The organism is Streptomyces sp. Go-475, assembly GCF_003330845.1.
Classification (GTDB): Bacteria; Actinomycetota; Actinomycetes; order Streptomycetales; family Streptomycetaceae; genus Streptomyces.
The window spans coordinates 4,434,230-4,455,839 of record NZ_CP026121.1 but is presented as its reverse complement, the minus strand read 5'-3'; the positions used below and the strand labels follow the sequence as shown (position 1 = coordinate 4,455,839).

Genomic DNA, 21,610 nt, shown 5'->3' with positions numbered 1-21,610 from the left:
GGGAACGGAAAGAGTGACCACACACGACCACACCTCGCGCCGCTCCGGCTCCGGAGCGCGCAGACGCATCCTACGGCTCAGAATCGCCCTGGCCACCGCCGCCGCCTTCGTCGTCGCCGGGAGCGGGGTCCAGGCGACGGCCGCGCAGGCGGCCGAGGGCGCGGCGGCATCGACGCAGCCGCCCGTACCGAACCTCACCTGGTCCGACTGCCAGGGCGGCTTCGAGTGCGCGAACGCCGATGTGCCGCTGGACTACCGCGATCCGCAGGGCAGGACCATCACCCTCGCGGTGATCCGCAAGAAGGCCCCTGACCAGGGCCGGAAGAAGGGCACCCTCTTCCTCCAGCCGGGAGGACCGGGCAACTCGGGCGTCGACTTCGTCCGCAACAACTACGCCGACCTGCCCGCCGACCTGCGCGACTCCTTCGACGTCTTCGGGTACGACGTACGGGGCGTCGCCCGCAGCTCGCAGGTGGAGTGCTGGGACGACGCGACGTACACGAAGGCCATCAGGGAGGCCAAGGGCGCGCCCGGGCCGGACGCCTACGACAACGCCGTGCGCCAGGGCGCCGCGTTCGACCAGGCCTGCCAGGACCGGGCGGGCGCGCTGCGGCCGTTCGTCGGCACCGGGTACGTCGCCCGCGACATCGACCTGCTGCGCCAGGCCCTCGGCGAGGAGCAGCTCACCTACTACGGCCGCTCCTTCGGCAGCTACATCGGCACCGTCTACGCCGCCATGTTCCCCGAGCGCGTCCGCGCCCTGGTGCTGGACGGCGCCTACGACCCCGAGCGCTACGCGAACCACCCCTACGCCTACGACCGGCCCCAGTACCTGGCCCTGGACGGCGCGATGAGCCGCTTCCTGGACTGGTGCGAGGCCGACCAGGCGACGTGCGGATTCGGCGACGGCGACCCGCGGGCCGCGTTCGAGAGGCTCAAGGCCGACCTCGACGCCAACCCCGTGCCGACGGCCAACGGCGGTCAGGCGAACGGCTACACCGTCGTCTACCGCCTGATGTTCAACATCAACGAGGGCAAGGTCATCTGGCCGTCCCTCGGCGAGGCCCTGCGCAAGGCGCAGCAGCGCGACACCACTTCGTTCCTGCTCCGGCCGCCGTCCCCGGCCAGCTACGACTTCCTCAACCCGAACATCGTGGTCGAGTGCGTCGACAAGGACTACCCGCGCAGCCCGGCCCTGCTGAAGCGGCAGGTCACCACCAACGCCGCGCTGGCCCCGCTGCTCGGCCCGGCCATGGCGTACGGCCCGCCGCTCTACGACCACCAGCACGCCACCACGTGCGCCCAGTGGACCGGCGACAAGCCCAGCCGCTACGCCGGGTCCTTCCGGGCCAAGGGCTCCGCGCCGATCCTGGTCCTCGGCACCACCGGCGACCCGGACACCCCGTACCGGGACGCGGTCGCCCTGTCCCGGCAGCTGGACAACGGCCGGCTGCTCACGTTCCGGGCCGAGGGGCACACCGCCTTCGGGCGCAGCGCCTGCGCGACGGACGCCGTGACGAGCTACCTCGTCGACGGGAAGGTCCCGGCGCGCGGCACGACCTGCGCGGACGAGACCCAGCCGCCCTCCTCCACGCCGAAGTCGGCCCCCGCGGGCACGACCCTCGGCGAGCTGCGCAACGGCGTCAACGAGCGGCTCGACCGCATCGGCACCCTGCGCTGACCCGCTCCGCCCCGGAACCCCGGACTCCCCGTACCGCACGGGGAGTCCGGGGTTCCGGGGTCTTGACCCCCTCTTGTGGCAGGCCCTACAACTGACACGCGGTAGAAACCGTTTACTACCTGTTTGCCGAGAGGGGTCCCGTGATGAGCCCGACCAGAGGGTCACGAGCGCAGGAAGCGCCCACGCCGGGCAGAGCGGCCGCGGGTCCGGCCCCGGCCTCCCGGCGCACGGTGCTGAAGGGCGCCGCCGTCACCGCCGGGCTGGCCGCCGCGGGCCTCACCGCGGCCGGGCCCGCCCACGCCGGCGACGGCGGCCGTGCGGAGAGCGTCACCGCCCGCATGGGCGGCACCTCCGTCACCCTCTCCCTCCTCGGGGGCGCCCTGCGCTGGTCGGCTCGGCGCGGCGGCAGGACGGTGCTCGACGACTCCGCCCTCGGCCTGCGGCTCGGCGACGGCACGGTCCTCGGCGACGACGTCAGGGTGACCGGCCGGCGCCACCGCACCCGGCGCACCACCTGGACCCCGGTCTACGGCCGCAACGCGACCGTCACCGACCACTACCAGGAGCAGCGCTGGGACCTCCAGGACCGGGCCACGGGCATCCGCTTCGGCGTGCAGGTCCGGGCGTACAGGACGGGCGTCGCCCTCCGGTACCTCCTCCTCGACGAGGGCACCGCGACCATCGCCGACGAGCTGACGTCGTTCGCCTTCCCCGACGGCACGACCGTCTACAGCGCCCGCGACGAGAACGCCTACGAGCCGGTGGCGCCGGGTGCCATACCCGTCACCGGCACCTCCACCACGGACAACGGCCCGCTGACCGACCTGCCGCTGACGGCGACGCTCGGCGACGGTCTCATCGCCTGCGTCTGCGAGTCCGCCCGGGTCGACTACCCCCGGCTGATGCTGAGTTCCGTCCCCGGCGAGCCGAACACCCTCGCCGCCTTCCTCATGGAGCACACCGCCCGCGGCACCGGCCCGGTCGAGACGACGTCCACCGTCGCCGCCCCCTTCGCCACGCCGTGGCGCGCGGTGGTCGTCGGCGCCACGCACGCCGAACTCGTCGACAACGCCGAACTGGTGCTCAACCTGGCCCCGCCGAACGCCCTGTCCGACACCTCGTGGATCAGGCCGGGCAAGGTCTTCCGCTGCGAGCTCTCGACCGCCGCCGGCCTCCAGGGCGTGGACTTCGCGGTGGCCCGGGGCCTGGAGTACATCGAGTACGACGCCGGCTGGTACGGCCCGGAGTTCACCACCCCCGACGCCACGAAGCCGATCCCCGCGATCGACCTCCCCTCCGTCATCTCGTACGCCACGAGCAAGGGCATCGGCGTCTTCCTCTACGTCAACCGGCTCGCGCTGACCGACGCGGACTCGCTGTTCGGCCTGTACAAGGGCTGGGGCGTGCGCGGCGTCAAGCTCGGGTTCATCAACGACGGCACACAGTCGATGACCAACCGGATCGTCGACTGGGCGAGGACGGCGGCGAAGTACGAGCTGCTGATCGACATGCACGACGACGTCCGGCCGTTCGGCTACGAGCGGACCTACCCGAACTGGATCAGCCTGGAGGGCGTGCGCGGCAACGAGCAGTTCCCGACGGCCGCGCACAACGTGACGCTGCCCTTCGCCCGCAACATCGGCGGCCCGATGGACTACACGATCTGCTACGGCCAGTCCCGCGACAAGACGACCAACGCCCACCAGATGGCGATGGCCGCGGTGTACTACCAGCCGCTCAACTTCCTGTTCTGGTACGACAAGCCGTCCAAGTACGGCAACCCGGCCGCCTGGCCCGGGCTGCCCTGGTTCAACGCCGTCCCGGTGACCTGGGACGAGAGCCGCGCCCTGGCCGGATCGATCGGCGAGTACATCGCGGTGGCCCGCCGCAGCGGCTCCGACTGGTACCTCGGCGCGATGACGAACGAGTCCTCCCGCACCCTCTCCCTGCCCCTGTCCTTCCTCGGCAGCGGCACGTACACGGCGACGGTCTACGCCGACGGCACCCCGGGCGCGAAGCCGTACCAGACGCCGGTCGTGGTCGGCACCCGCACCGTCACCGCCGCCGACACGCTCGACGTGGCCATGGCCCCGGCGGGCGGCCAGGCGGTCGTCCTGACGCCGAGCTGATCCGCAGGACGGGGGTTGTCCCCAGGGCCTCGACAGCGTCGAGCGGACCCGGCTGATCTCCGAACTGGTGCAGGCGCGGGCGGAGTTGTCGCAGGCCCACCAGCGCCAGGGCGCGGCGGACGAGCGGGAGCGCATGGCCCGCGAGATCCACGACACCCTCGCGCGGGGTTACGCCTCGATCATCGTGCTGGCCGAGGCGGCCCGGGCGGGCCTCGCCTTCGAAACTGCGCGCAGCGCCCAGCAGTTGCGGTCGATCGAGTCCACCGCGCGGGAGAACCCCGCCGGCCCGCGAGCTGGTCGGCTCGCCCCGGTGGCCCGGACCCTGCGCCGGGTCCTGGACCGCTTCACCGAGGACACCGGCCTCACCGTCGACGCCGACCTCGCCGACCTGGAGTGCGACCAGCAGACCCGGACCGCGCTGCTGCGCTGCGCCCAGGAGTCCCTGGCCGACGTGCTGGAGGAGTCGGCGGGCTTCGGCCTGGACGGCATGCGCAAGCGGCTGGCGGAGCTGGACGGAATCGCCACGACGACCGAGATCGTGCCGCGCTTCCCCCGCACCCGGGTCCTGATCCTGACCACCTACGACACCGACGCGGAGATCGAGCGCGCGGTGGCGGCGGGGGCGATCGGCTACCTCCTCAAGAACACCACCCGGGAGCGGTTGGCCGACGCGATCCGCGCGGCGGCACGCGGCGAGGCCGTGCCGCCCCCCGGGTCGCCGAACGCCTGGTCGCCCGCATGCGCCAGCCCGCGCAGATCCCGCTCTGGGCCCGCGAGGCGGACGTCCTCGACGCGGTCGCGGACGGCCTCACCGACGCCGAGATCGGCCGCCGCCTGGTCATCGCCGAGGCCACGGTGAAGACCCACCTGCTCCGCCTGTTCGCCGAACTCGACGTCGACGACCGCACGCGGGCGGTGGTGGTGGCGATGGAACGGGGGCTGCTGCACAGGCCGTGGGGCGGCATGAGCGTCATGAGCCGATGTCCACCACGCGGGCCCACGGCGGTGGCGTGTCGGGGACGTACTCGGGATCGGACTCGTCGTAGGAGTGGCCTGTGCGGCGGCGGGGGAACAGGCCCACCACCGTCCGGCAGGGCGGGCGGGTGGACGGCCAGGGGGTCTGGCCGTCGGTGAGGGCCACGATGACGTCCGGGGCCGGGCGGGAGCGCAGTGCGCGGGTGAAGCCGGCGCGCAGGTCCGTGCCGCCGCCGCCCGTCAGCGGGATGCCCTCGGCGCGGCACAGGCGGCGCGCGAATCCCGCCGAGGCGTCGCAGGGCACCACGGTGACCAGGTCGCGGCGGCCGCCCACGGCCCGGGCGATGGCGGCGACTTCGAGGAGCGCGCTGCCGAGTTCGGCGTCGCTGACCGAGCCGGAGGTGTCGATGATGACGGAGACGCGGGGCGGGCGGCGGCGCAGGCTGGGGAGGACCGTGCCGGGTACGGCGGTGGAGCGGCGGGCCGGGCGGCCGTAGGTGTAGTCCTCGCCCGCGCCGGGGCCGGACGCCGCCGAGCGGACCGCCGCGCCCAGCAGTTCCCGCCACGGCTGGGGCGGGTGGAAGGCCTCCTCGGCCCAGCGGCGCCAGCCCTGCGGGGCGCTGCCGGGTCGGCCCGTGATGCCCTGCGCCACCCGGAAGCGGACCGCGTCCCGCTCCTGCTCGCTCAGGCCGTGCGCGCCGTCCGGGCCCAGCTCCCACTCCCGGTCCAGGCCGTCGGCGCCGCTGCCGCAGTCCAGCCAGGCCAGGTCCTCCATACGCGGGCCGATGCTGAACTGCCGGAGGTAGTCCTCCATCAACTCGCCCTCGGACAGGCCCAGCAGGCCCGGCTCGACGGCTCCCTCGGGGCGGGCGAGGCCGTCGCCGTAGACGTCGTCGTTGATCTCGAAGTCGGCGGCGATGTTCATCCGCAGCCGCTCCCCCGGGCCGTGCAGCTCGCGCTCCCGGGCGACGCGGTCGCTGCGTCCGTGGTGGTCGCGCAGGAGGTGGGAGACCTCGTGCACCCACACGCCGGCCAGTTCCTCGACGGGCGTGCGGTCGACGAACACCGGTGAGACGTAGCAGCGCCAGTGCCGGTCGACGCCCATCGTGGGCACCCGCCGCGACTCGACGACGTGCAGGGCGAACAGGGCCGTCGCCAGGTAGGGGCGCGCCCGGGCGGCGTGCAGGCGGGCGGCGAAGAGCTTGCCGCGGTCGAGGGCCCCGGTCGTGCCGGTCTCCGCCGTCGTCATCGGCCCGCCTTCGCCGTGCCGCGGGCCGCGGCGTGGTCCGCCCGCCGGGACAGGGACACCACCCCGGCGAGGCGCTCGATGGACGCCGGTACGTCCCAGTCCTCGCGGCGCAGTGCGGCGAGGGTGGTCGCGGGGACGACGACCACGTCCGGGGGGCCGGTCTCCACCGCCCTGACCAGGAGCGCCCACGCCGCGTCCCAGCGGGACCGCTCCGGGCGGGCGCGGACCGCGGCCACGACGGCGTCCAGCGCGGCCTGGCGCAGATCGCCCCGCTGCGGCAGCTCCGCGCCGCCCGGGTCGGCCAGCAGCGTCTCCGGGTCGGGGAGGTCCATCCGGTCCAGGCTCGCCAGCAGTTCCAGGCCGGGGCCGTCGCCGACGGTGCCCCGAACCAGGAGGGAGAGCACGTCCCGTGACGAACCGGCCGCGGTCGCGAAGGCGATCAGGTGCAGCGTCATCTCCCAGCTGCGCGGGGACGGCCAGGCCCCGCCCCGGCGGGCCTCCCCGGAGGGCAGCCGGTGCACGAGCCCGGGACGCGCGGTGAGCAGCCCGCACACGGCCCGGCGGGCGAAGTCCACGGCCTCCGGGAGCTTGTGCGGGTCGAGCAACGGCAGGGTCGCCGTCGGCCAGATCCCGCCGAGGCCGCGGACGACGACCTCGGCGTCGTGGGTCCACTGGAGGTGGACGAAGCGGTTGGCGAGCGGCGGGCTCAGTTCCCAGCCGTCGGCGGCCGAGGAGCGCGGGTTGGCGGCGGCCACGATCCGCACCCCGGGCGGCAGCCGCAGCGCCCCGATCCGCCGCTCCAGCACGAGCCGGAGCAGGGCGGCCTGGACGGCGGGCGGCGCGGTGGACAGTTCGTCGAGGAACAGCAGCCCCCGCCCGGCCCGCACCAGCCGTACGGCCCAGTCCGGCGGGGCCATGGGGACGCCCTGCGCGGCGGGGTCGTCGCCGACGATCGGCAGCCCGGAGAAGTCGGACGGCTCGTGCACGCTCGCGATCACCGTGGTCAGCGGCAGGTCCAGGGCGGTCGCGAGCTGGGTGAGGGCCGCGGTCTTGCCGATGCCGGGCTCGCCCCACAGCAGCACGGGCAGGTCGGCGGCCACGGCGAGGGTCAACGCCTCCAGCTGGGTGTCGGGGCGGGGTTCGGTGGTGGTGTCCCGGAGCAGGGTCAGCAGGTCACCGGCGACGTCGAGTCGGGAGAGGGGAGTGCTCATGGGCATGGGTGATCACCTGTGGGTGTAGGAGGAGGAGGCCGGAAAGGGCCCGGGTCACATGTGGCGCGGGTGCGGGCCGTGGTCGCGGGAGCGGCGGCGGTCCCAGGGGCGCAGGCTGCCGGGCGAGGGCCCGTCCAGGCCCGCCCGGAACAGCCCGTGGGCGATCCGCCGCCGCGCCGCCGTCTCCAGCGCGTCCCGCAACGGGCCGCCGCGCATGACCGCGTCGGGGCCCAGCAGGCTCTCCACGGCGGCCAGGGCACCGGCGACATCGCCGTGCCGGAGGCGTTCGCGGACGCCGGTGAGGCAGTCGGGGCGGCGGTGCGCCTGGTCGATGGCCTGGAGGCAGGGCAGGGGGGTACCGCCCAGGGCGGTCAGCAGCTCCTCCCGCCGGATCTCGTCCGGGGCGTGGTCCAGCGCGGCCAGGACGCCGTCGACCAGGCCGATCCGGTGCCGGGCGCCCCGGCACTCCACCAGCCCCGGATCGCCCGCCCGTTCCGCGGCCCGGGGCGAGCCGGCCGATGCCCGCTCCGCCCCGAGCGCCGAGGCGACCAGCGGATGCAGCCGTCCGGCGTCGATCGCCCCGGCCCGGAGCAGCTCCAGGTCGGGCAGCACCCAGGTCGCGGCGTCGGGGAGGACGGGCAGCGCTGGCCCGGCGGTGTGCCCGCACGGGACGGCGGCCCCGTCGGACACGTCCAGGACCAGCCGGTTGCGGGCGCCGAGCCGCACCGCGACCCGGCCGCCGCCCGGACGCCCCTCGGCCCGCAGCAGGATCTCCGCCTCGGCCGCCCACCGGTCGACGGCACACCGGTGCCCGCGCGGCAGCAGCCCGGACAGCTCCGAGACCCCGTCGGTACGGCCCTCGCCGCACCGCTCCCGCAGTTCACCGGCCCGGCGCGCGTCCCACAGGTGGCGGTGCAGGTCGAGACGGAACCGCCGGCTGGGGCGGGGGTGCGGGTGGCCGCGGCCGGCCTGTTCCGTGCGGGACGGGTCCCACAGCGCGAGGCTCATGCGCTGACCGGCGTCCGCCCAGGCCGGCGGGGTCCGCACCACGAGGTGCAGCTCCCCCGCGCCCGCCGTGTCGTACCGGGCCAGGGTGAGGGTCAGTCCGGGCCGCAGCAGCCCGTCGGGGGCGATCCTCGGCATGTGCCAGCGCAGCAGGTCGGGGGCGAGGTGGCGGAGGTCGGCGCGGAGCAGGGCGGCGGTCTCCGTGCCGTGCCGCCGTGCCACGGCACGCGGCCGGAGGTCGACGTCGATGTTGGCGGCGGCGCAGGCACCCGCCCAGTCCCCGGTACGACGCCGGGCGGTCGCGGTCTCGATCATGCCGGGCGGCACGGCGAACTCGCGCACGCGCGGCCAGAAGAACGGATCCGAAGAGAACAGCTCCGGCGAGGGCGGTTCGTCAGTACGCGGGGATTCCCCGTTCGCGGTCTCGGTGAGCATCAGCACTCACCTTGCGCGGACGGGACCCCCAATCTGTTCACAGAGTGAGTCGTCACGCGGGGAGGCTAGCGCCGCCCGCCCCCCGGCGCGACGGATTATTCACTGGGCGACTTTGCCAGCTCTTTACAACCTGCCGCGACCCCGCCTCGTCTCTTCGCACGACCTGTCACCCGACCTGGGAGTGCGACTCCATGCGCCGAACCGTCCTCACCGTCCTGGCCCTCACGGGCACCGCCGTACTGATGGGCACGGGGCCCGCGGTCGCGAGCGGTACGACGGCCCCGAGCCCGGCCCCGGCGACCGCGGCACCCACCGCCCGGCCGGCCGAGAGCGCCGTACCCGCGCCCAGCGCCGAACCGACCCGGCCGGCGGAGAGCACGGCCCCGGCGCCCAGTGCCGAACCGGCCCGTCCGGCGCCCAGTGCCGAACCGACCCGGGCACCGGCCGAGGACCAGGTCTCCGTCCGGCCGAGCGGCGCGCCCGACACCGGTGTGGCGGCGGCGTCCCAGGGGTCGGGGAGCGGCGGCACGGCGATCGGCGCGGGCGCCGCCGCGGTGCTCGCCCTCGGCGGCGGCACGGTCTTCGTCGTACGCCGCCGCCGGGCCACCGGGGCATGACCGCGTTCTCCAGGCGCGCGGTGTCCAGGCGCGCGTTCACGGCCGGGGCCCTGGCCTCCCTGGTGACGGCCTGCGGCGGCGGCCCCGCGACGGACGGGGGCGCCGCGACGGACGGGGGCGCCTCCCGCACGGCACCGCCGCCGGTCGCGGCCGGACGCAGGCGCTCCGTGGCCCGACCGGTCCCGGTCCGGTTGCTGATCCCGGCGATCGGCGTCGACACCCCGGTGATCCGGCTGGGGCTCGCCGAGGACGGCACGATGGAGGTGCCGCCGGTCACGGCCGACGACCGGGCGGGCTGGTACCGGCACTCGCCGCCGCCCGGCCGGACCGGCCCGTCGGTGATCCTCGGCCATGTCACGGTCGGCCGGTACGGCGACGGCGTCTTCCGCCACCTGGCCCGGCTGCGCCGTGGCGACCTCGTCGTGGCGCGCCTGGAGAACGGCACGGCGCCGGAGTTCGCCGTCACGGCCGTCCGCACGGTCCCGAAGGACGACTTCCCGGCGGACGACGTCTACGGGAACGTGGACCGTCCGGAGCTGCGGCTGATCACGTGCGGCGGAGCGCGGACCGGTGACGGCTACGCGGACAACGTGATCGTGTCCGCCGCGCTGCGCGGCGCCGGGTCCCCCACCCCTGGAGAGCGTTGAAACGGTCCCGTGAGAAGGCCGCGTCCGAGCTGTTCGCCGCCCTCTACCCGCGCCTGGCCGGCTGGTGCCGCCGGCTCGTCGACGACGACGAGACGGCGCACGAGATCGCCTCGGAGGCGTTCACCCGTCTCTGGGCCCGCTGGACGAAGGTGGAGGAGCCCCGCGGCTTCCTCTACGTCACCGCGGCCAACCTCGTCCGGGACCACTGGCGCAAACTGGAGCGCGAGCGCCGGGTCCTGCACCGCGTCACCTCGGAGGCCGCCGTACGCCCGCACCCCGAGCAGGCCGACCCGTCGGTGCGGCTGCTCGTGCGGTCGCTGCCGGAGCGACTGCGCGTCCCGATCCTCCTCCACTACTACGCTGACATGCCGATCCGGGAGGTGGCCGTGCTGACCGGGCGCAAGGAGGGAACCGTCAAGGCCGACCTGCACGCGGCCCGGGAACTGCTCCGCGTCCACCTGAGGAGAAGCCTTGACCACACGCCTTGACGACGACCCGGGCGACGCGGGGTCGGGCCCCGAGGACCCGCTCGCCGTGCTCCTGCGCCCCTCCTCGCCCGACTACCTGGGCGCGCCGCCCGGCCGGTTCGAGGCGGTCCGCCGCAGGGCCTCCCGGCGTCGCCTGCTGCGCGCCGCTGCCGGAGCCGCCGGTGTGTGCTGCGCGGTGGCCGCCCTCGTCGCGCTCCCCCTGCGCCTCACGGCACCCGAGCGCCCCTCGACCCCGACGGTCCCGATGGCCCCGCCCGCCACGAGCCCGGCGCCGCCCGCCCCCTCGGCGTCCGACACCCCGGCGCCGTCCCCCTCCGAGTCCCGCGCGCCGTCCCCCTCCGACTCCCGGGCGCCCGCCGCGGAATCGACCCGCCCCGGCACCGGGAGCACTCGCACCACCGGCCCCGCCACCCGCGGCCCCGGCGAGCCGACCGGCCCGGCGGTCCCGTCCGGCGCCCCCTCGGCCGTCCCGACCCCGGTGGCTCCCCTCCCGACGGCGGCCCGTCCCGCCACGGACCAGCCGTCAGCGGCCGCCGGCCGGTGACCGGCCCGGCGGCCGACGGTGCCCGGCGGCGACGGGGCCCGGCTCAGCCACCCGTCCCCTGCCGCCGCACCCGTTCCGCCACCTCGCCCGCCTCGGTCTCCCACCACGGCCGGACCAGCTCGGGTGCCCCCGCCGCGTCGGCCGCCCGCACGGCCGGGGCGAGTTCGCCGTCCAGACGGGCGTCCAGTGCGGCCGTCTGGGCGCGCTCGGCCCGCATCCACTGGGCGAGGACCGTCAACAGGAAGGGCAGCGCGACCAGTTCGGAGATGCCCAGCATGGCGCCGCCGCCGAGCTGCTGGTCGTGGTGGACGTCGGGGGACCAGGGCGGCGCGTGGTGCAGGTACCAGGCGCCCGCGATCAGCGTGCCGTGCGTCATGACCACCAGCCCCGGGACCGCGTCGACGACGCCGTCCAGGAAGACCAGGGCCGCCCGGACGGGGTGGGTGCACCAGGCGGGCAGGGCCTGCTCGCGGGTGAGCACCGGGAGGACGAAGAGGCAGCCGGCCGCCAGCAGGTGCAGGTACATCAGCTCGTGCAGCCAGCCCACGCGCAGGGCGGTGGCGAAGTACGGCGTGAAGTAGACGGACAGCTCCGTGGCCAGCACCACGACCGTACTGACCAGGGGGAACGTCAGGGCCCTGACCAGACGGCCGGTCAGCACCCGCCGCACCCGCGCCGCACCGCCCTCGGGCAGCGCCTCGACGGCGAGCCGCAGCGGGTCGCCGAGGGCGAGTCCCAGCGGCGCGAGCAGGTCGAGCCCGACGTTCTGCACGGCGGCGGGCCAGAACAGCTCGTGGTCGTAGACGGCCAGCCCGGACATCGTGGCCACGACGACGGTCCCCAGCCCGAGCACCACGAAGGCGGCGAGCCGCCCGAGCGGCCAGGTCCCGCCCCGCCCGCGCACCCGCGCGACGCCCCACACGTAGAGCCCGCCCAGCACCACGACCAGCACCAGCGCGGGGACGTCCCACCGCCACGATCCCAGCAGCCGCCCGACGGTCGGCTCCGGCAGATATCCGCTCACGACGTTCCTCGCCCCTTCCACCCGGCCAGGGCGGACGGTAACCGGGGAAGGTCAATCCAGGGTGAGAGGAACTCGTTTTGCGGAACCTTTGCCCGTGGGCCGGGCGTTGGAAGGGTGTGCGCGCGTGAGCGAGTGCGCCAGTTGATGCTGACGAATACCGAGGTGGCGGCAATGGCAGTGTGGGACCGGCTCAAGGACCAGGCCAAGGCTCTCCAGCAGGGTCAGGCCGGGCGAGGCGCGACGACCGGCGGGCACAGCGGCGGACCCAGCGGCGGGACGCGGTCCGGCGGCGGCAGCAAGGCGCAGCTGGTCGGCCTGCTGAAGACGCAGCTCGGCTCGCTGAAGAACGAGTTGAAGAGCGGTGCCTACCGGGACGCGAGCATGGCGGTGTGCGCCCTGGTCGCGGCGGCCGACGGCCAGGTGGACCCGGCCGAGCGGCAGCAGGTCGAGTCGATGATCCTGAGCAACGACGTCCTGCAGAACTTCCCGCCGGAGCAGCTGCGCCAGCGTTTCAACAAGCACGTGGACCAGCTGACCCACAACTTCCAGCACGGCAAGGCCGAGGCGATGCAGGAGATCGCCAAGGCCGCCAAGAAGCCGACCGAGGCCCGGGCGGTGATCCAGACCGGCATGGTCATCGCCGGTGCCGACGGCCACTTCTCCCAGGCCGAGGCGGCGGTCCTGCGCGAGGCCTGCGCGGCGCTGGGGGTGAATCCCGCCGAGTTCCAGCTCTGAGCGAGTTCCCCGGGGTCGCCGAGCGGGCAGCGGACCGCGCGGCGCTCTCAGGGAGCGCGCAGGGCGTCCACGGCCAGGCGCGCCGCCGTGCCGATGACGGCGTCGGCGGCGGGCAGCAGCGCGGAGGTGCGGGCCGTGCGCGTGAAGACGGCGACGGCGTAGCGACCCCCGTCGGGGTACTCGACGACGCCGACCTCGTTGCGCACGGTCGGCAGGCTGCCCGTCTTGCCCGCGACGTGGACGTCGTCGAAGGGGAAGCCGGAGGCCATGCGGTGGGGCCACACCTGCAGCCCCAGCAGGCGGCGGATGGCCGCGCCGTGCTCCGGCGGGCAGGCCTCGTCGCGCCAGACGGCGGCGAGCAGCCGGGTCATGTCGCGCGGGGTGCTGCGGTTGGTGCGGGCCGGGTCGAGCGCGCGGAGCCGGGTGACGACGTGCGGGTCGGCGAGCGCCCCGGCGCCACCGGGCCCGGCGTCCTCCTTGATGGTGGCGAGGAGTTCGCCGAAGGTGTGGACGGCGCGGGTGCGGGTGAGGCCGAGCCGGGCCGTGGTGCGGTTGACGGCGTCGAGACCCACGCGCCCCAGCAGCAGGTCGGCGGCGGCGTTGTCGCTGACGGACATCATCAGGTACGCGAGGTCCCGCAGGGACAGCCGGGCGCCGTCGAGCATGGCGGCGAGCCCCGTCGGGCCGGTGGTGCGGCCCTCCGGCGGGCAGTCCACCTGCTCGGTGAGGTCCAGGGCCCCCTGCGCGGCCCGCTCGTGCAGCGCGACGAGCAGACACAGCTTGTGGACGCTGGCGGTGCACACCGGCTGGTCCGCGCCGGCGTCGAGCTGCGCGCCGGTGTCGATGTCGACGGCGTGCAGCCGGCCGGTGACCCCGGCGTCGGCGAAGGCCGCGTGGATGCGGGCGAGGGCGTCGGTCACAGCCAGTACTCCGAGGCCGGGCGCAGATGGAGCGGGCGGGAGGGCAGGTCGGGGGTCGCGCCGGCGGTGGTGCGCAGCGCGTGCGTCGCGGCCCCGGCGAAGGCGGCCACGGCGGGGTCGCCACGCCCCTCGGGCCAGGCGACGGAGTGCCGCAGGGCGAGCGGGGCCCCGGTGAGGGGGCGCCAGACGACACCGGAGGCCGGGTTCCGGGGAAGTCCCTGGGGCGGTCCCGGGGAAGGTCCCTCGGGGGCCTCCCCCTCCGCGTCGCCGTGCGCGTCACGCGGGCCGAAGGCCACGGCCCGCGCCGACAACACCAGCCCGCGGACGAAGCTGGCGCCCTGCGCGTGGCGTACGGCGGGTGGGGTGTAACCGTTGCGGGCGCAGGTGGTCAGCAGGTCGTCGTAGACGGCGGGGGCGGCGGCGCGGGGGAAGAGGATCAGGTCGTGGCCGGTGAGGGAGGCGAGCGGGACCTCGTCGAGCCCGGCCGCCGCCGCGTCGCCCGGCAGCAGCACGCCCAGTTCCCGCCGCAGCACCGGTCCCAGCTCCAGGCCGGAGACGTCGCTGGGGTGGTGGATCAGCCCGACGTCCAGTTCGTGCGCGGCGAAGGCGGCCAGTTGCTGGGCGGTGGACAGCTCGTGCAGTTCCACCTCCAGGCCGGCGGCGCCCTCGGCGAAGCCCGCCAGCAGCGCGGCGACCGTCTCGCCGGAGAGGTCCGGGGGCAGCGCGGCCCGCAGCAGGCCGGTCTCGCCGTCCCGGATGCGGCGCGCGGTGGCCATCAGCGCCTCGGAGCGGGCCAGCACCTCCCGCGCCTCGGCGAGCAGCAGCGTCCCCGCCTCGGTGATGGTCACCTGGCGGCTCGTGCGCTCGAAGAGGCGGACACCCAGGTGCTTCTCCAGGCGCTGGATGCGCTGCGAGAGGGGCGGCTGGGCCATGCCCAGGCGAGCCGCGGCCCGGCCGAAGTGTGACTCTTCTGCAACAGCCACAAAGCACTCCAGGTGCCGCACCAGGTCCACGAGCAGCGATCATATCGACTGGATATTGATTCGACACCGATACCGGTCTTGGACAGGATGCCGGGCCGCTGCTGTCCTCGGCGCATGGACACTCATGCCGACCACACGCGCGTCACCACCGGCGCACCGGGGCCGCGCCGCCGGGCCCCGCGGGCCGTCATCGCCGGGGCGGTGGCGCTGGCCGCCGTCGCGGGCGGGGCGTACGCGGCGGGTCTCGGGCCCTTCGAGCGGGACACCGGGCCCGATCCGGCGGCCGGGAAACAGGCCCGCGCGTTCCTCGCCGACTGGGCCGCCGGCCGTATGCCGAGCGCGGCGGGCCGTACGACCAGCCCGGGCACGGCCGAGCGCGTGCTGGACAGCTTCACCGCCGGGCTCGACATCGACGAGCCCCAGCTCACGGCAGGATCCGCGGCCGAGGCCGGGGACGGCAGGGTCACCGTCCCGTTCACCGCCAGGATGCCCGTCACCGGCCTCGGCACCTGGACGTACAAGTCGGAGCTGCCGCTGCGCGAGCAGGGCGACGGCACCTGGAAGGTGGACTGGACGCTGTCCCTCGTCCACCCGCGCCTGAGCGACACCGAGAAGTTCCGCCTGGACCGCGAGGAGACGAGGCCCCCCGAGGTCACCGACCGGCAGGGCACGCGCATGTCCGGCGACGCGTATCCCTCCCTCGCGCCTCTGATGACCCGGCTCGGCGGGGGCGACGGCGCCGGTTCGGGCGGGCGCGGCGCGATCCACCTGGTCGACCGGGCCACCGGGAAGGTGGAGCGCACGGAGGCCCGGTTCGGCGCGCGGACCGTCCGGGACGACGGCCCCGTTCGCACGACCCTCGACGCCGACTGGCAGTCCGCCGCGGAGCGGGCCCTCGCCGCCCACGCCGACGGCAAGAACGCCGCGCTGGTCGCGCTGCGCATCGACGACGGCGAGATCCTGGCCGTGGCCAACTCCCCGTCGTCCGGCTTCAACCGCGCCCTGTCCGGCACCTACGCGCCCGGCTCCACCTGGAAGATCGTCACCAGCAGCGCCCTGCTGATCGGGGACGCCGTCGCGCCGGACGACGTCGTGGACTGCCCCAAGTACCTCACGGTGGGCAAGCGGTTCCAGAACGTGGAGCTGTCCGAGCATCCGGGCGCCACCTTCCGCAAGGACTTCACCGAGTCGTGCAACACCGCCTTCATCAGCCTGCGCGACCGGCTCGACGACGGGGAGCTGGGCGACGTGGCCCGCACCCACTTCGGCGTGGGCCAGGAATGGCACATCGGGGCTCCCTCGTACGACGGTTCGGTGCCGGTGCCGAAGGACGAGACGGAGAAGGCCGCCTCGATGATCGGGCAGGGCCGGGTGCAGGCCAACCCGCTGATCATGGCGTCCGTCACCGCGACGGCCGTCTCCGGCACCTTCCGCCAGCCCTCGCTCGTCGACGGCACCGAGGACACGACCGAGACGACGCCGCTGCCGAAGGGCGTCGTCACGCAGCTGCGCGAGATGCTGCGGGCCACCGTCACCGACGGCACCGCGCGGATCCTCGCCGACCTGCCCGGCGAGATCGGCGCCAAGACCGGCACCGCCGAGGTGTCCGAGGAGCAGGACAACAACGGCTGGCTCGTCGCCCACCGCGGCAACGTCGCCGTGGCCTGCGTCGTCGAGGAGGGCGTCACCGGCGGCGGCTCGGCCGGACCGGCCGTCCGCGCCCTGCTGGCGGCCGTGCCCGGCGATCCCGAGTGAGAGCGAACGGAACCCCAGTGAACGGAGCACCCCGTATGTCCGCCGACCGGTCCGCGCCCGCCTCCTCCTCCCGCCGCGCCTTCCTGGCCGCCGCGGCCCTGCTCCCCGTCGCCGCCTGCGGCACGGACGACCCGCCCGCCGGCCGCGCGGACCGATCCGCCCCGGCAACCCGGTCCGCCCCGGCGTCGGAGCGCCCGCCGGTGCACCGGCCCCTGCTGGCGGACCTGGAGCGCGCGTACGGCGCCCGGATCGGCGTCCACGCCCTCGCGACCGGCACCGGCGCCACGGTCGTGCACCGGGCCGACGAGCGCTTCGCCTTCTGCTCGACCTTCAAGGCCCTGGCCGCCGCGGCGGTCCTGCACCACCGCTCCCCGCACGACCTGGACCGGCGCGTCACCTACACCCGGGCCGACCTCCGCTCCACCACGCCGATCACCGGCAGGCACCTCGCGACCGGCATGACCCTCCGCCAGCTCTGCGACGCCGCCGTCCGCTTCAGCGACGGCGCGGCCGGCAACCTGCTGATGCGCGAGATCGGCGGCCCCGCGCAGCTCACCGCCTACCTGCGCGGACTCGGCGACAAGGTGAGCCGCATGGACCACTACGAGCCCGAACTGCACGACGTACCGCCGGACGACCCCAGCGACACCACCACCCCCCGGGCGATCGCCACCGACTTCCACCGGCTCCTCCTGGGCACCGCCCTGCCCGCCCGCGACCGCGCGCTGCTCATGGACTGGCTCTCCCGCAACGCCACCGCCGTCGGCGCCCGCCGCATCCGGGCCGGACTCCCCCGGGGCTGGAAGGTGGCCGACAAGACGGGCACGGGCGACTACGGCCGGGCCAACGACATCGCGGTCGTCCACCCGCCGCGCGCCGAACCGCTCGTCCTGGCCGTCATGACCGACCGCCCCGGCCGCGACGCCGAGCCCTCGGACGCCCTGATCGCCGAGACGACCCGCCGGACGGTCGCCGCCCTCGGCCGGGGGCTATAACGGGGGCCATGATCTATCACGTCGTGCCGCACACCGTCTGGAACAGCGCCCCGGAGCGGCCCTACGCCCCCGCCTCCCTCGCCGAGGAGGGCTTCGTGCACTGCTCCCCGGACGAGGCGACCACGCTGGCCGTCGTCAACGCCTTCTACCGGGACGCGCCCAGGCCGCTGCTGGTCCTCGCCCTCGACGAGGCGCGCCTCACGGCGAGGGTGGAGTGGGAGGCGGCGGCCCCCGCCCCGCCGCCCGGCGTCAGCGGCGACACCCTGTTCCCGCACGTGTTCGGCCCCCTCGACCGGGAGGCGGTCGACCACGTCCTGGAGGTGCGGTGGGACGGGGCGGGCAAGGCCTCGAAACTCAGTACGACAAGATGAGCGGGTGACCGATCAGGAAACCCGCCCCGCCGCCCCCGCTCCCGCCCTGCGCCCGATCCGCGGCGCGGCCCACTGTGCCGTCGTCGGACTCGGGCTCGCAGCCGTCGTCCTGGCGGCCCGGGCGGTGTGGCACGTCCGGCTCGCCCTGGCCGGGCAGCCGGCGTCCGGCGGGCCGGAGCACCGGCTCCCGACCGCCCTGGAGGACTCCTACCACGTGGTCGCCTCCCTGAGCGCCGCCGTCACGCTGGTCTGCGCCGTCGCGTTCCTGCTCTGGCTGGACCGCGTACGGGACAACGCGCGGGCCCTGTCGGGCACGGCGCCGCGCTACGCGTACGGCTGGCTCTTCCTGGGCTGGGTCGTGCCCGTCGGGAACCTCTGGATCCCCCGGGGCATGGTCGCGGACGTCCACCGGTCGGTCTTCCCCGACCGGCGGCTGCCCTCCGTCGTCAACTGGTGGTGGGGCCTGTGGCTGGCCGGCATGGCGGGCGGAGTGGGGCTGGTCTACTCCGACTCCACGGACGAGGTCATCGCCCGCGCCTACACCGGCGTGGTGCCCCTGCTCATCGCCGACCTGCTGATCATCGCCGCTGCGGCGGCCGCCGCCCTCGTGGTCCGCACGCTGACGGCGGCGCAGCAGGAGCACATCGCCCGCGGGGGCTACTGACCTGAGCGGCGGGGCCGGTACACCGACACCAGGAACGAGGCGGTCACCCGCACCGGCGTCCCCGACTCCGCGACCCTGCGCCGCAGTTCCTCCGGGCCGAGGTGATGCGCGGTCGGGGTCATGGCCACCAGGCTGGTGACATCCTCGGCCGTGAGGGTCATGGCGTACTCCAGCGGCTCCGCGCGGTCGGGCCGGAAGGCGGCCGACAGGGTCCGGCGCAGGCGTTCCTCCTTCCTGGCGTCGACCCCCAGCAGCCCGAGCGGCTGGTGCAGTTCGCGCAGGTGCCGGCCGGTGGGCGTGACGACGAGCAGGGCGCCGTCGGGCCTCAGGACCCGGTGGAACTCCGGCCCGTTGCGGGGCGCGAAGACGTTGAGGACGAGGTCGGCGGCGCCGGTGCGCACGGGCCAGGGCCGCCAGACGTCCCAGCCGGCGGCCTCCGCGCGGGGGTGGGCGCGGGCCGTGGCGCGCAGGGCGGCGGCGGAGGTGTCCAGACCGACGCCCAGGGCCCCGGGGAGGGCGTCCAGGACGGCGGCCAGGTAGTGGCCGGTGCCCGCGCCGGCGTCCAGCACGGTGGCGTCGGGCGGGGCCAGTTCGGTGGCGAGGCCCGCGAGGGCGCGGACGAGCGGGTCGTAGTGCCCGGCGCGCAGGAACGCGGCGCGGCACCGGACCATGTCGGCCGAGTCGGCGCTCGGCGCGCGCCGGTGGCCGGTCAGCAGGCTGACGTAGCCGTGGCGGGCGATGTCGAAGGCGTGCCGGCCGGGGCAGCGCAGGGCGCCGTCGGCCCGGTCGAGGCCGGCTCGGCACAGGGGGCAGGTCAGGACGGTCAGCAGCCGGTCGGACGGCAGGCGGGTGGGACCCGAGGGCATGGCATGCTCCAGGACGACGCGGCGCGGCGGAGCGCCGGGCCGCGTGCGGGCGGTGGACGGTGAGTCACGGCGCCCGCGGTCCGGCCGCGGCGCCCTCGGCGGGGCGTCGGTGGCGGCCGGAGGCGGACGCGCCGAGGACGGCGACGTGAGCGGTTCACGTCGCCGTCCTCACCGCCGCGTCAGAGGAAGCAGTGCGGCAGGGCGTTGCAAGCCAGAGCCATACGGCGAGGTTACCGGCCGCCGCCGAACGTCACCACGAGCCGCGCGCCCGAGGCGAAGGGCCGGCGCGGGCACCGGCGCAGGAGGAGCGGCGGTCGCGGTGTCCGGCACCCCGGCCCCCGGAACGCCGACTGCCCGCACCCGGTGGACCGGGTGCGGGCAGTCGGGTGACGTTACGTCAGTCGCGCGAGCGGAGCCGCAGGCGCGGCCCGAAGCGGAAGGCCGCGAAGCCCACCGCGGCCAGGCCCGCCGCCACCGCGAGCAGCAGGCCGATGCCGCCGGCGCCCGTGGAGGCGAGGCTGCCGGTGTCGAGGTTCGTCGACGTGCCGCCCGTGGTGGAGGTGCCGGAGGTACCGGTGCCGCCGGTCGTGCCGGAGGTGCCCGTGCTGGTGCTGGGCGAGGGGCTCGGGGTCGCCGAGGGGCTCGGGGAGCCGGAGGGGTCCGGGCTCGGGTCGCCGGTGCCGTCACCGGGGACGACCTCGACGGCGAACTGGGCCATGGCGTCGCCCACCGACGCGGCGACGGTGTAGGTGCCCGTGCCCTCGCCGGCGGTCAGGGCCGGTGCCGTGGCCTCGCCCCGCTCGTCGGTCTTCACGCGGACGACCTGCTCGCCGCCCTCGAAGCGGGGCGCGTCCTCGCTGTCGTCCTCGACGCGGAACTCGACCTCCGTGCCGGCCGGTGCCGCGGTGCCGGACTTGACCACCTTGGCCGTCAGCGCCTCGGCGAAGTCCTCGCCCTGTTCGGCCCGCTGGTCGTCACCGCCCGCCACGGACACGACGTAGGCCGACTTCTTCACCGTCACGGTGAAGACCGTCGACACGCCGTCGACCTCCGCGCGGATGGCGAACTCGCCCTCACGGGAGCCGCCGCCCGACTCGATCAGCGGGGACTGGGCCCGGCCCCGCGCGTCGGTCGGCACCGCCAGCTTCGTGGTGTCGGCACCGCCCTTGAGGTAGAAGTAGGCGCCCAGCTTGTCCGGGTCGTCGATGGTGAAGGTGACGGAGGCGTTCTCCACCGGGTTGCCCGCCTTGTCCCGCGCCACCACGGCCACCGGGTCGGCGCCGCCGCCCGGCTGCGTGGTCTGCCCGGCGCCGGAGACCTGGACCAGCTCCGCGATCGCGGGGGTCTTCCACTGGAACACGACGCGACCGTGGCCGGCGAGGTCGGTGTTGACACCGCCCTCGCCGATCCCGCCGCGCACCGGCTCGCCGGAGCCCTGCCAGAACGGGTCGTCCTTCGCGGCGGGCACCGTGCGCTTGCCGGTCAGCAGCCGCGCGTCGCTCACGCGCTGCGGGTCGACGTAGCTGCTGCCGCCCCCGCCGCTGCCGACGTCACCCCGCTCGTCGTCGGTACCGCCGCCACCGCCGCCGCCCGCGTGGCCGGCGCCGCCGCCACCGCCCTCGCCGCCGGAACCGGAGCCGCCCGCACCGCCCTTGCCGCCGCCGGACGCGTCGGCGCCCGAGGAGCCGTTGCCGCCGCCCGCGCCACCGCTGTCACCCGCCGCGCCCTTGCCGCCGCGCTCGGACTCGGTGTCGTCCTGGCCGCGCTCACCGCCGCCGGGACCGCCCTGACCGGTCTCCCCGTAACCGTACCCACCGCCGCCGCCCCCGGCGGCGATGAGCAGCGGCTTGCCGTCGCCGTCGCGGACGCCGCTGCTGTTGCCGCCGACGGCTCCGCCCTTGCCGCCGCCCTTGCCGCCGAGCGCGTCACCGAAGCCCTGCACGCCGACCGCGACCGACAGCCGCTCCCCGGGCGTGACGCTGAGCGAGCCCGCGGTGTAGCCGCCCGCGCCGCCGTTGGCGTGGGGGGTGCCCTCGCCGCCCTGGCCCCAGGCCCGCACGTCCAGCGCCGTGACGCCGGCCGGGACCTGGAACTCCTCGCGGGCACCGGTCGGGTCGAAGAGCCGGCACCCGGAGAAGCCCTGCGTCGGCGTGCAGGCCTTCCCGGCGAGCACCTCGCTGCCGGCGGCCGTGGCGGCCGGAGCGCCCGTCAGTGCCGTGCCGGCGGCCAGGGCCGCGAAGGCCAGGGCGGCCGCGCCGCGCCGGACCCCGGCCCGGCGCAGCACGACGGAATCGTGATGCATCAAGGGAACTCCCC

19 protein-coding genes and 2 pseudogenes are annotated in these 21,610 nt (G+C 75.6%); 13 read left to right on the top strand and 8 right to left on the bottom strand.

Features of this window, described 5'->3' with window-relative positions; genetic code table 11:
- Window positions 1-13: 13 nt before the first annotated feature.
- The 4 genes and pseudogenes from C1703_RS20560 to C1703_RS39315 form a co-directional block, all read left to right on the top strand.
- Entirely contained in the window at window positions 14-1,681 is a 1,668-nt protein-coding gene (locus C1703_RS20560) for an alpha/beta hydrolase (RefSeq protein WP_114254258.1), read from the top strand.
- Between the two features lie 143 nt (window positions 1,682-1,824).
- On the top strand, window positions 1,825-3,810 hold the full coding sequence (locus tag C1703_RS20555; RefSeq protein WP_114254257.1) for a glycoside hydrolase family 97 protein: 1,986 nt from the start codon (window positions 1,825-1,827) through the stop codon (window positions 3,808-3,810).
- A 40-nt stretch (window positions 3,811-3,850) separates the two neighbouring features.
- Window positions 3,851-4,327 (top strand): annotated as a pseudogene (locus tag C1703_RS20550) (histidine kinase); the annotation flags it as partial.
- A pseudogene (locus C1703_RS39315) lies at window positions 4,319-4,764 on the top strand (response regulator transcription factor); the annotation flags it as partial. The pseudogenes C1703_RS20550 and C1703_RS39315, both read left to right, overlap by 9 nt.
- 16 nt (window positions 4,765-4,780) lie before the next feature.
- On the opposite strand, the gene C1703_RS20545 reads toward C1703_RS39315, so the two are convergent.
- From C1703_RS20545 to C1703_RS20535, 3 genes are read right to left on the bottom strand one after another with little or no spacing between them, the layout of a single operon-like run.
- Complete coding sequence (locus C1703_RS20545) at window positions 4,781-6,034, bottom strand: VWA-like domain-containing protein (protein ID WP_114254256.1); 1,254 nt, start codon at window positions 6,032-6,034, stop codon at window positions 4,781-4,783.
- Complete coding sequence (locus tag C1703_RS20540; RefSeq protein ID WP_343236400.1) at window positions 6,031-7,245, bottom strand: MoxR family ATPase; 1,215 nt, start codon at window positions 7,243-7,245, stop codon at window positions 6,031-6,033. The genes C1703_RS20545 and C1703_RS20540 overlap by 4 nt, the downstream gene beginning before the upstream one ends.
- Window positions 7,246-7,299: 54 nt before the next feature.
- Window positions 7,300-8,685, bottom strand: coding sequence for a hypothetical protein (locus C1703_RS20535; RefSeq protein ID WP_232840542.1), 1,386 nt, complete (start codon window positions 8,683-8,685; stop codon window positions 7,300-7,302).
- Window positions 8,686-8,876: 191 nt separating this feature from the next.
- Here C1703_RS20535 and C1703_RS20530 point away from each other — a divergent pair, with 191 nt between their 5' ends.
- The 4 genes from C1703_RS20530 to C1703_RS20515 are packed head-to-tail and all read left to right on the top strand — an operon-like array spanning window position 8,877 to window position 10,981.
- Complete coding sequence (locus C1703_RS20530) at window positions 8,877-9,302, top strand: Tat pathway signal sequence domain protein (RefSeq protein ID WP_114254254.1); 426 nt, start codon at window positions 8,877-8,879, stop codon at window positions 9,300-9,302.
- Window positions 9,299-9,949: a class F sortase gene (locus C1703_RS20525; RefSeq protein WP_114254253.1), complete on the top strand. Its 651-nt coding sequence runs from the start codon at window positions 9,299-9,301 to the stop codon at window positions 9,947-9,949. The genes C1703_RS20530 and C1703_RS20525 overlap by 4 nt, the downstream gene beginning before the upstream one ends.
- Window positions 9,946-10,437 carry an RNA polymerase sigma factor gene (locus C1703_RS20520; protein ID WP_114254252.1) on the top strand — a complete coding sequence of 164 codons (492 nt, stop codon included), beginning with the start codon at window positions 9,946-9,948 and terminating at the stop codon, window positions 10,435-10,437. Before C1703_RS20525 ends, C1703_RS20520 begins: the two co-directional genes overlap by 4 nt.
- Window positions 10,421-10,981, top strand: coding sequence for a hypothetical protein (locus tag C1703_RS20515; protein WP_114254251.1), 561 nt, complete (start codon window positions 10,421-10,423; stop codon window positions 10,979-10,981). The genes C1703_RS20520 and C1703_RS20515 overlap by 17 nt, the downstream gene beginning before the upstream one ends.
- Window positions 10,982-11,024: 43 nt before the next feature.
- Here C1703_RS20515 and C1703_RS20510 read toward each other — a convergent pair whose 3' ends face one another.
- Window positions 11,025-12,005 (bottom strand): cytochrome c oxidase assembly protein, encoded by a 981-nt coding sequence (locus tag C1703_RS20510; protein ID WP_114254250.1) that lies wholly within the window; start codon window positions 12,003-12,005, stop codon window positions 11,025-11,027.
- A gap of 171 nt (window positions 12,006-12,176) precedes the next feature.
- Between C1703_RS20510 and C1703_RS20505 the strand changes: the two genes are divergently transcribed.
- Window positions 12,177-12,740 (top strand): TerB family tellurite resistance protein, encoded by a 564-nt coding sequence (locus C1703_RS20505; protein ID WP_114254249.1) that lies wholly within the window; start codon window positions 12,177-12,179, stop codon window positions 12,738-12,740.
- 47 nt (window positions 12,741-12,787) lie between these two features.
- Here C1703_RS20505 and C1703_RS20500 read toward each other — a convergent pair whose 3' ends face one another.
- Window positions 12,788-13,660 (bottom strand): serine hydrolase, encoded by an 873-nt coding sequence (locus C1703_RS20500; protein ID WP_114254248.1) that lies wholly within the window; start codon window positions 13,658-13,660, stop codon window positions 12,788-12,790.
- Window positions 13,657-14,643, bottom strand: a complete 987-nt coding sequence (locus tag C1703_RS20495; protein ID WP_232840541.1) for a LysR substrate-binding domain-containing protein — start codon at window positions 14,641-14,643, stop codon at window positions 13,657-13,659. Before C1703_RS20495 ends, C1703_RS20500 begins: the two co-directional genes overlap by 4 nt.
- Window positions 14,644-14,757: 114 nt before the next feature.
- On the opposite strand from C1703_RS20495, the gene C1703_RS20490 reads away from it, so the two are divergent.
- Genes C1703_RS20490 through C1703_RS20475 form a run of 4 tightly spaced genes read left to right on the top strand, consistent with a single transcriptional unit; the run spans window position 14,758 to window position 18,428 of the window.
- A complete protein-coding gene (locus C1703_RS20490; RefSeq protein ID WP_114254246.1) occupies window positions 14,758-16,398 on the top strand; it encodes a penicillin-binding transpeptidase domain-containing protein in 1,641 nt (546 codons plus the stop codon).
- Window positions 16,399-16,433: 35 nt separating this feature from the next.
- Window positions 16,434-17,393 carry a class A beta-lactamase gene (gene bla, locus C1703_RS20485; protein ID WP_114254245.1) on the top strand — a complete coding sequence of 320 codons (960 nt, stop codon included), beginning with the start codon at window positions 16,434-16,436 and terminating at the stop codon, window positions 17,391-17,393.
- Window positions 17,394-17,401: 8 nt separating this feature from the next.
- Window positions 17,402-17,764 (top strand): DUF952 domain-containing protein, encoded by a 363-nt coding sequence (locus C1703_RS20480; protein ID WP_114254244.1) that lies wholly within the window; start codon window positions 17,402-17,404, stop codon window positions 17,762-17,764.
- Between the two features lie 4 nt (window positions 17,765-17,768).
- Entirely contained in the window at window positions 17,769-18,428 is a 660-nt protein-coding gene (locus tag C1703_RS20475; protein ID WP_114254243.1) for a DUF4328 domain-containing protein, read from the top strand.
- Here the strand turns inward: C1703_RS20475 and C1703_RS20470 are convergent.
- A complete protein-coding gene (locus C1703_RS20470) occupies window positions 18,422-19,294 on the bottom strand; it encodes a putative RNA methyltransferase (RefSeq protein ID WP_114254242.1) in 873 nt (290 codons plus the stop codon). The two genes, C1703_RS20475 and C1703_RS20470, sit on opposite strands and share 7 nt — an antisense overlap.
- Window positions 19,295-19,691: 397 nt before the next feature.
- Complete coding sequence (locus tag C1703_RS38995) at window positions 19,692-21,596, bottom strand: hypothetical protein (RefSeq protein WP_157993131.1); 1,905 nt, start codon at window positions 21,594-21,596, stop codon at window positions 19,692-19,694.
- Window positions 21,597-21,610 lie beyond the last annotated feature (14 nt).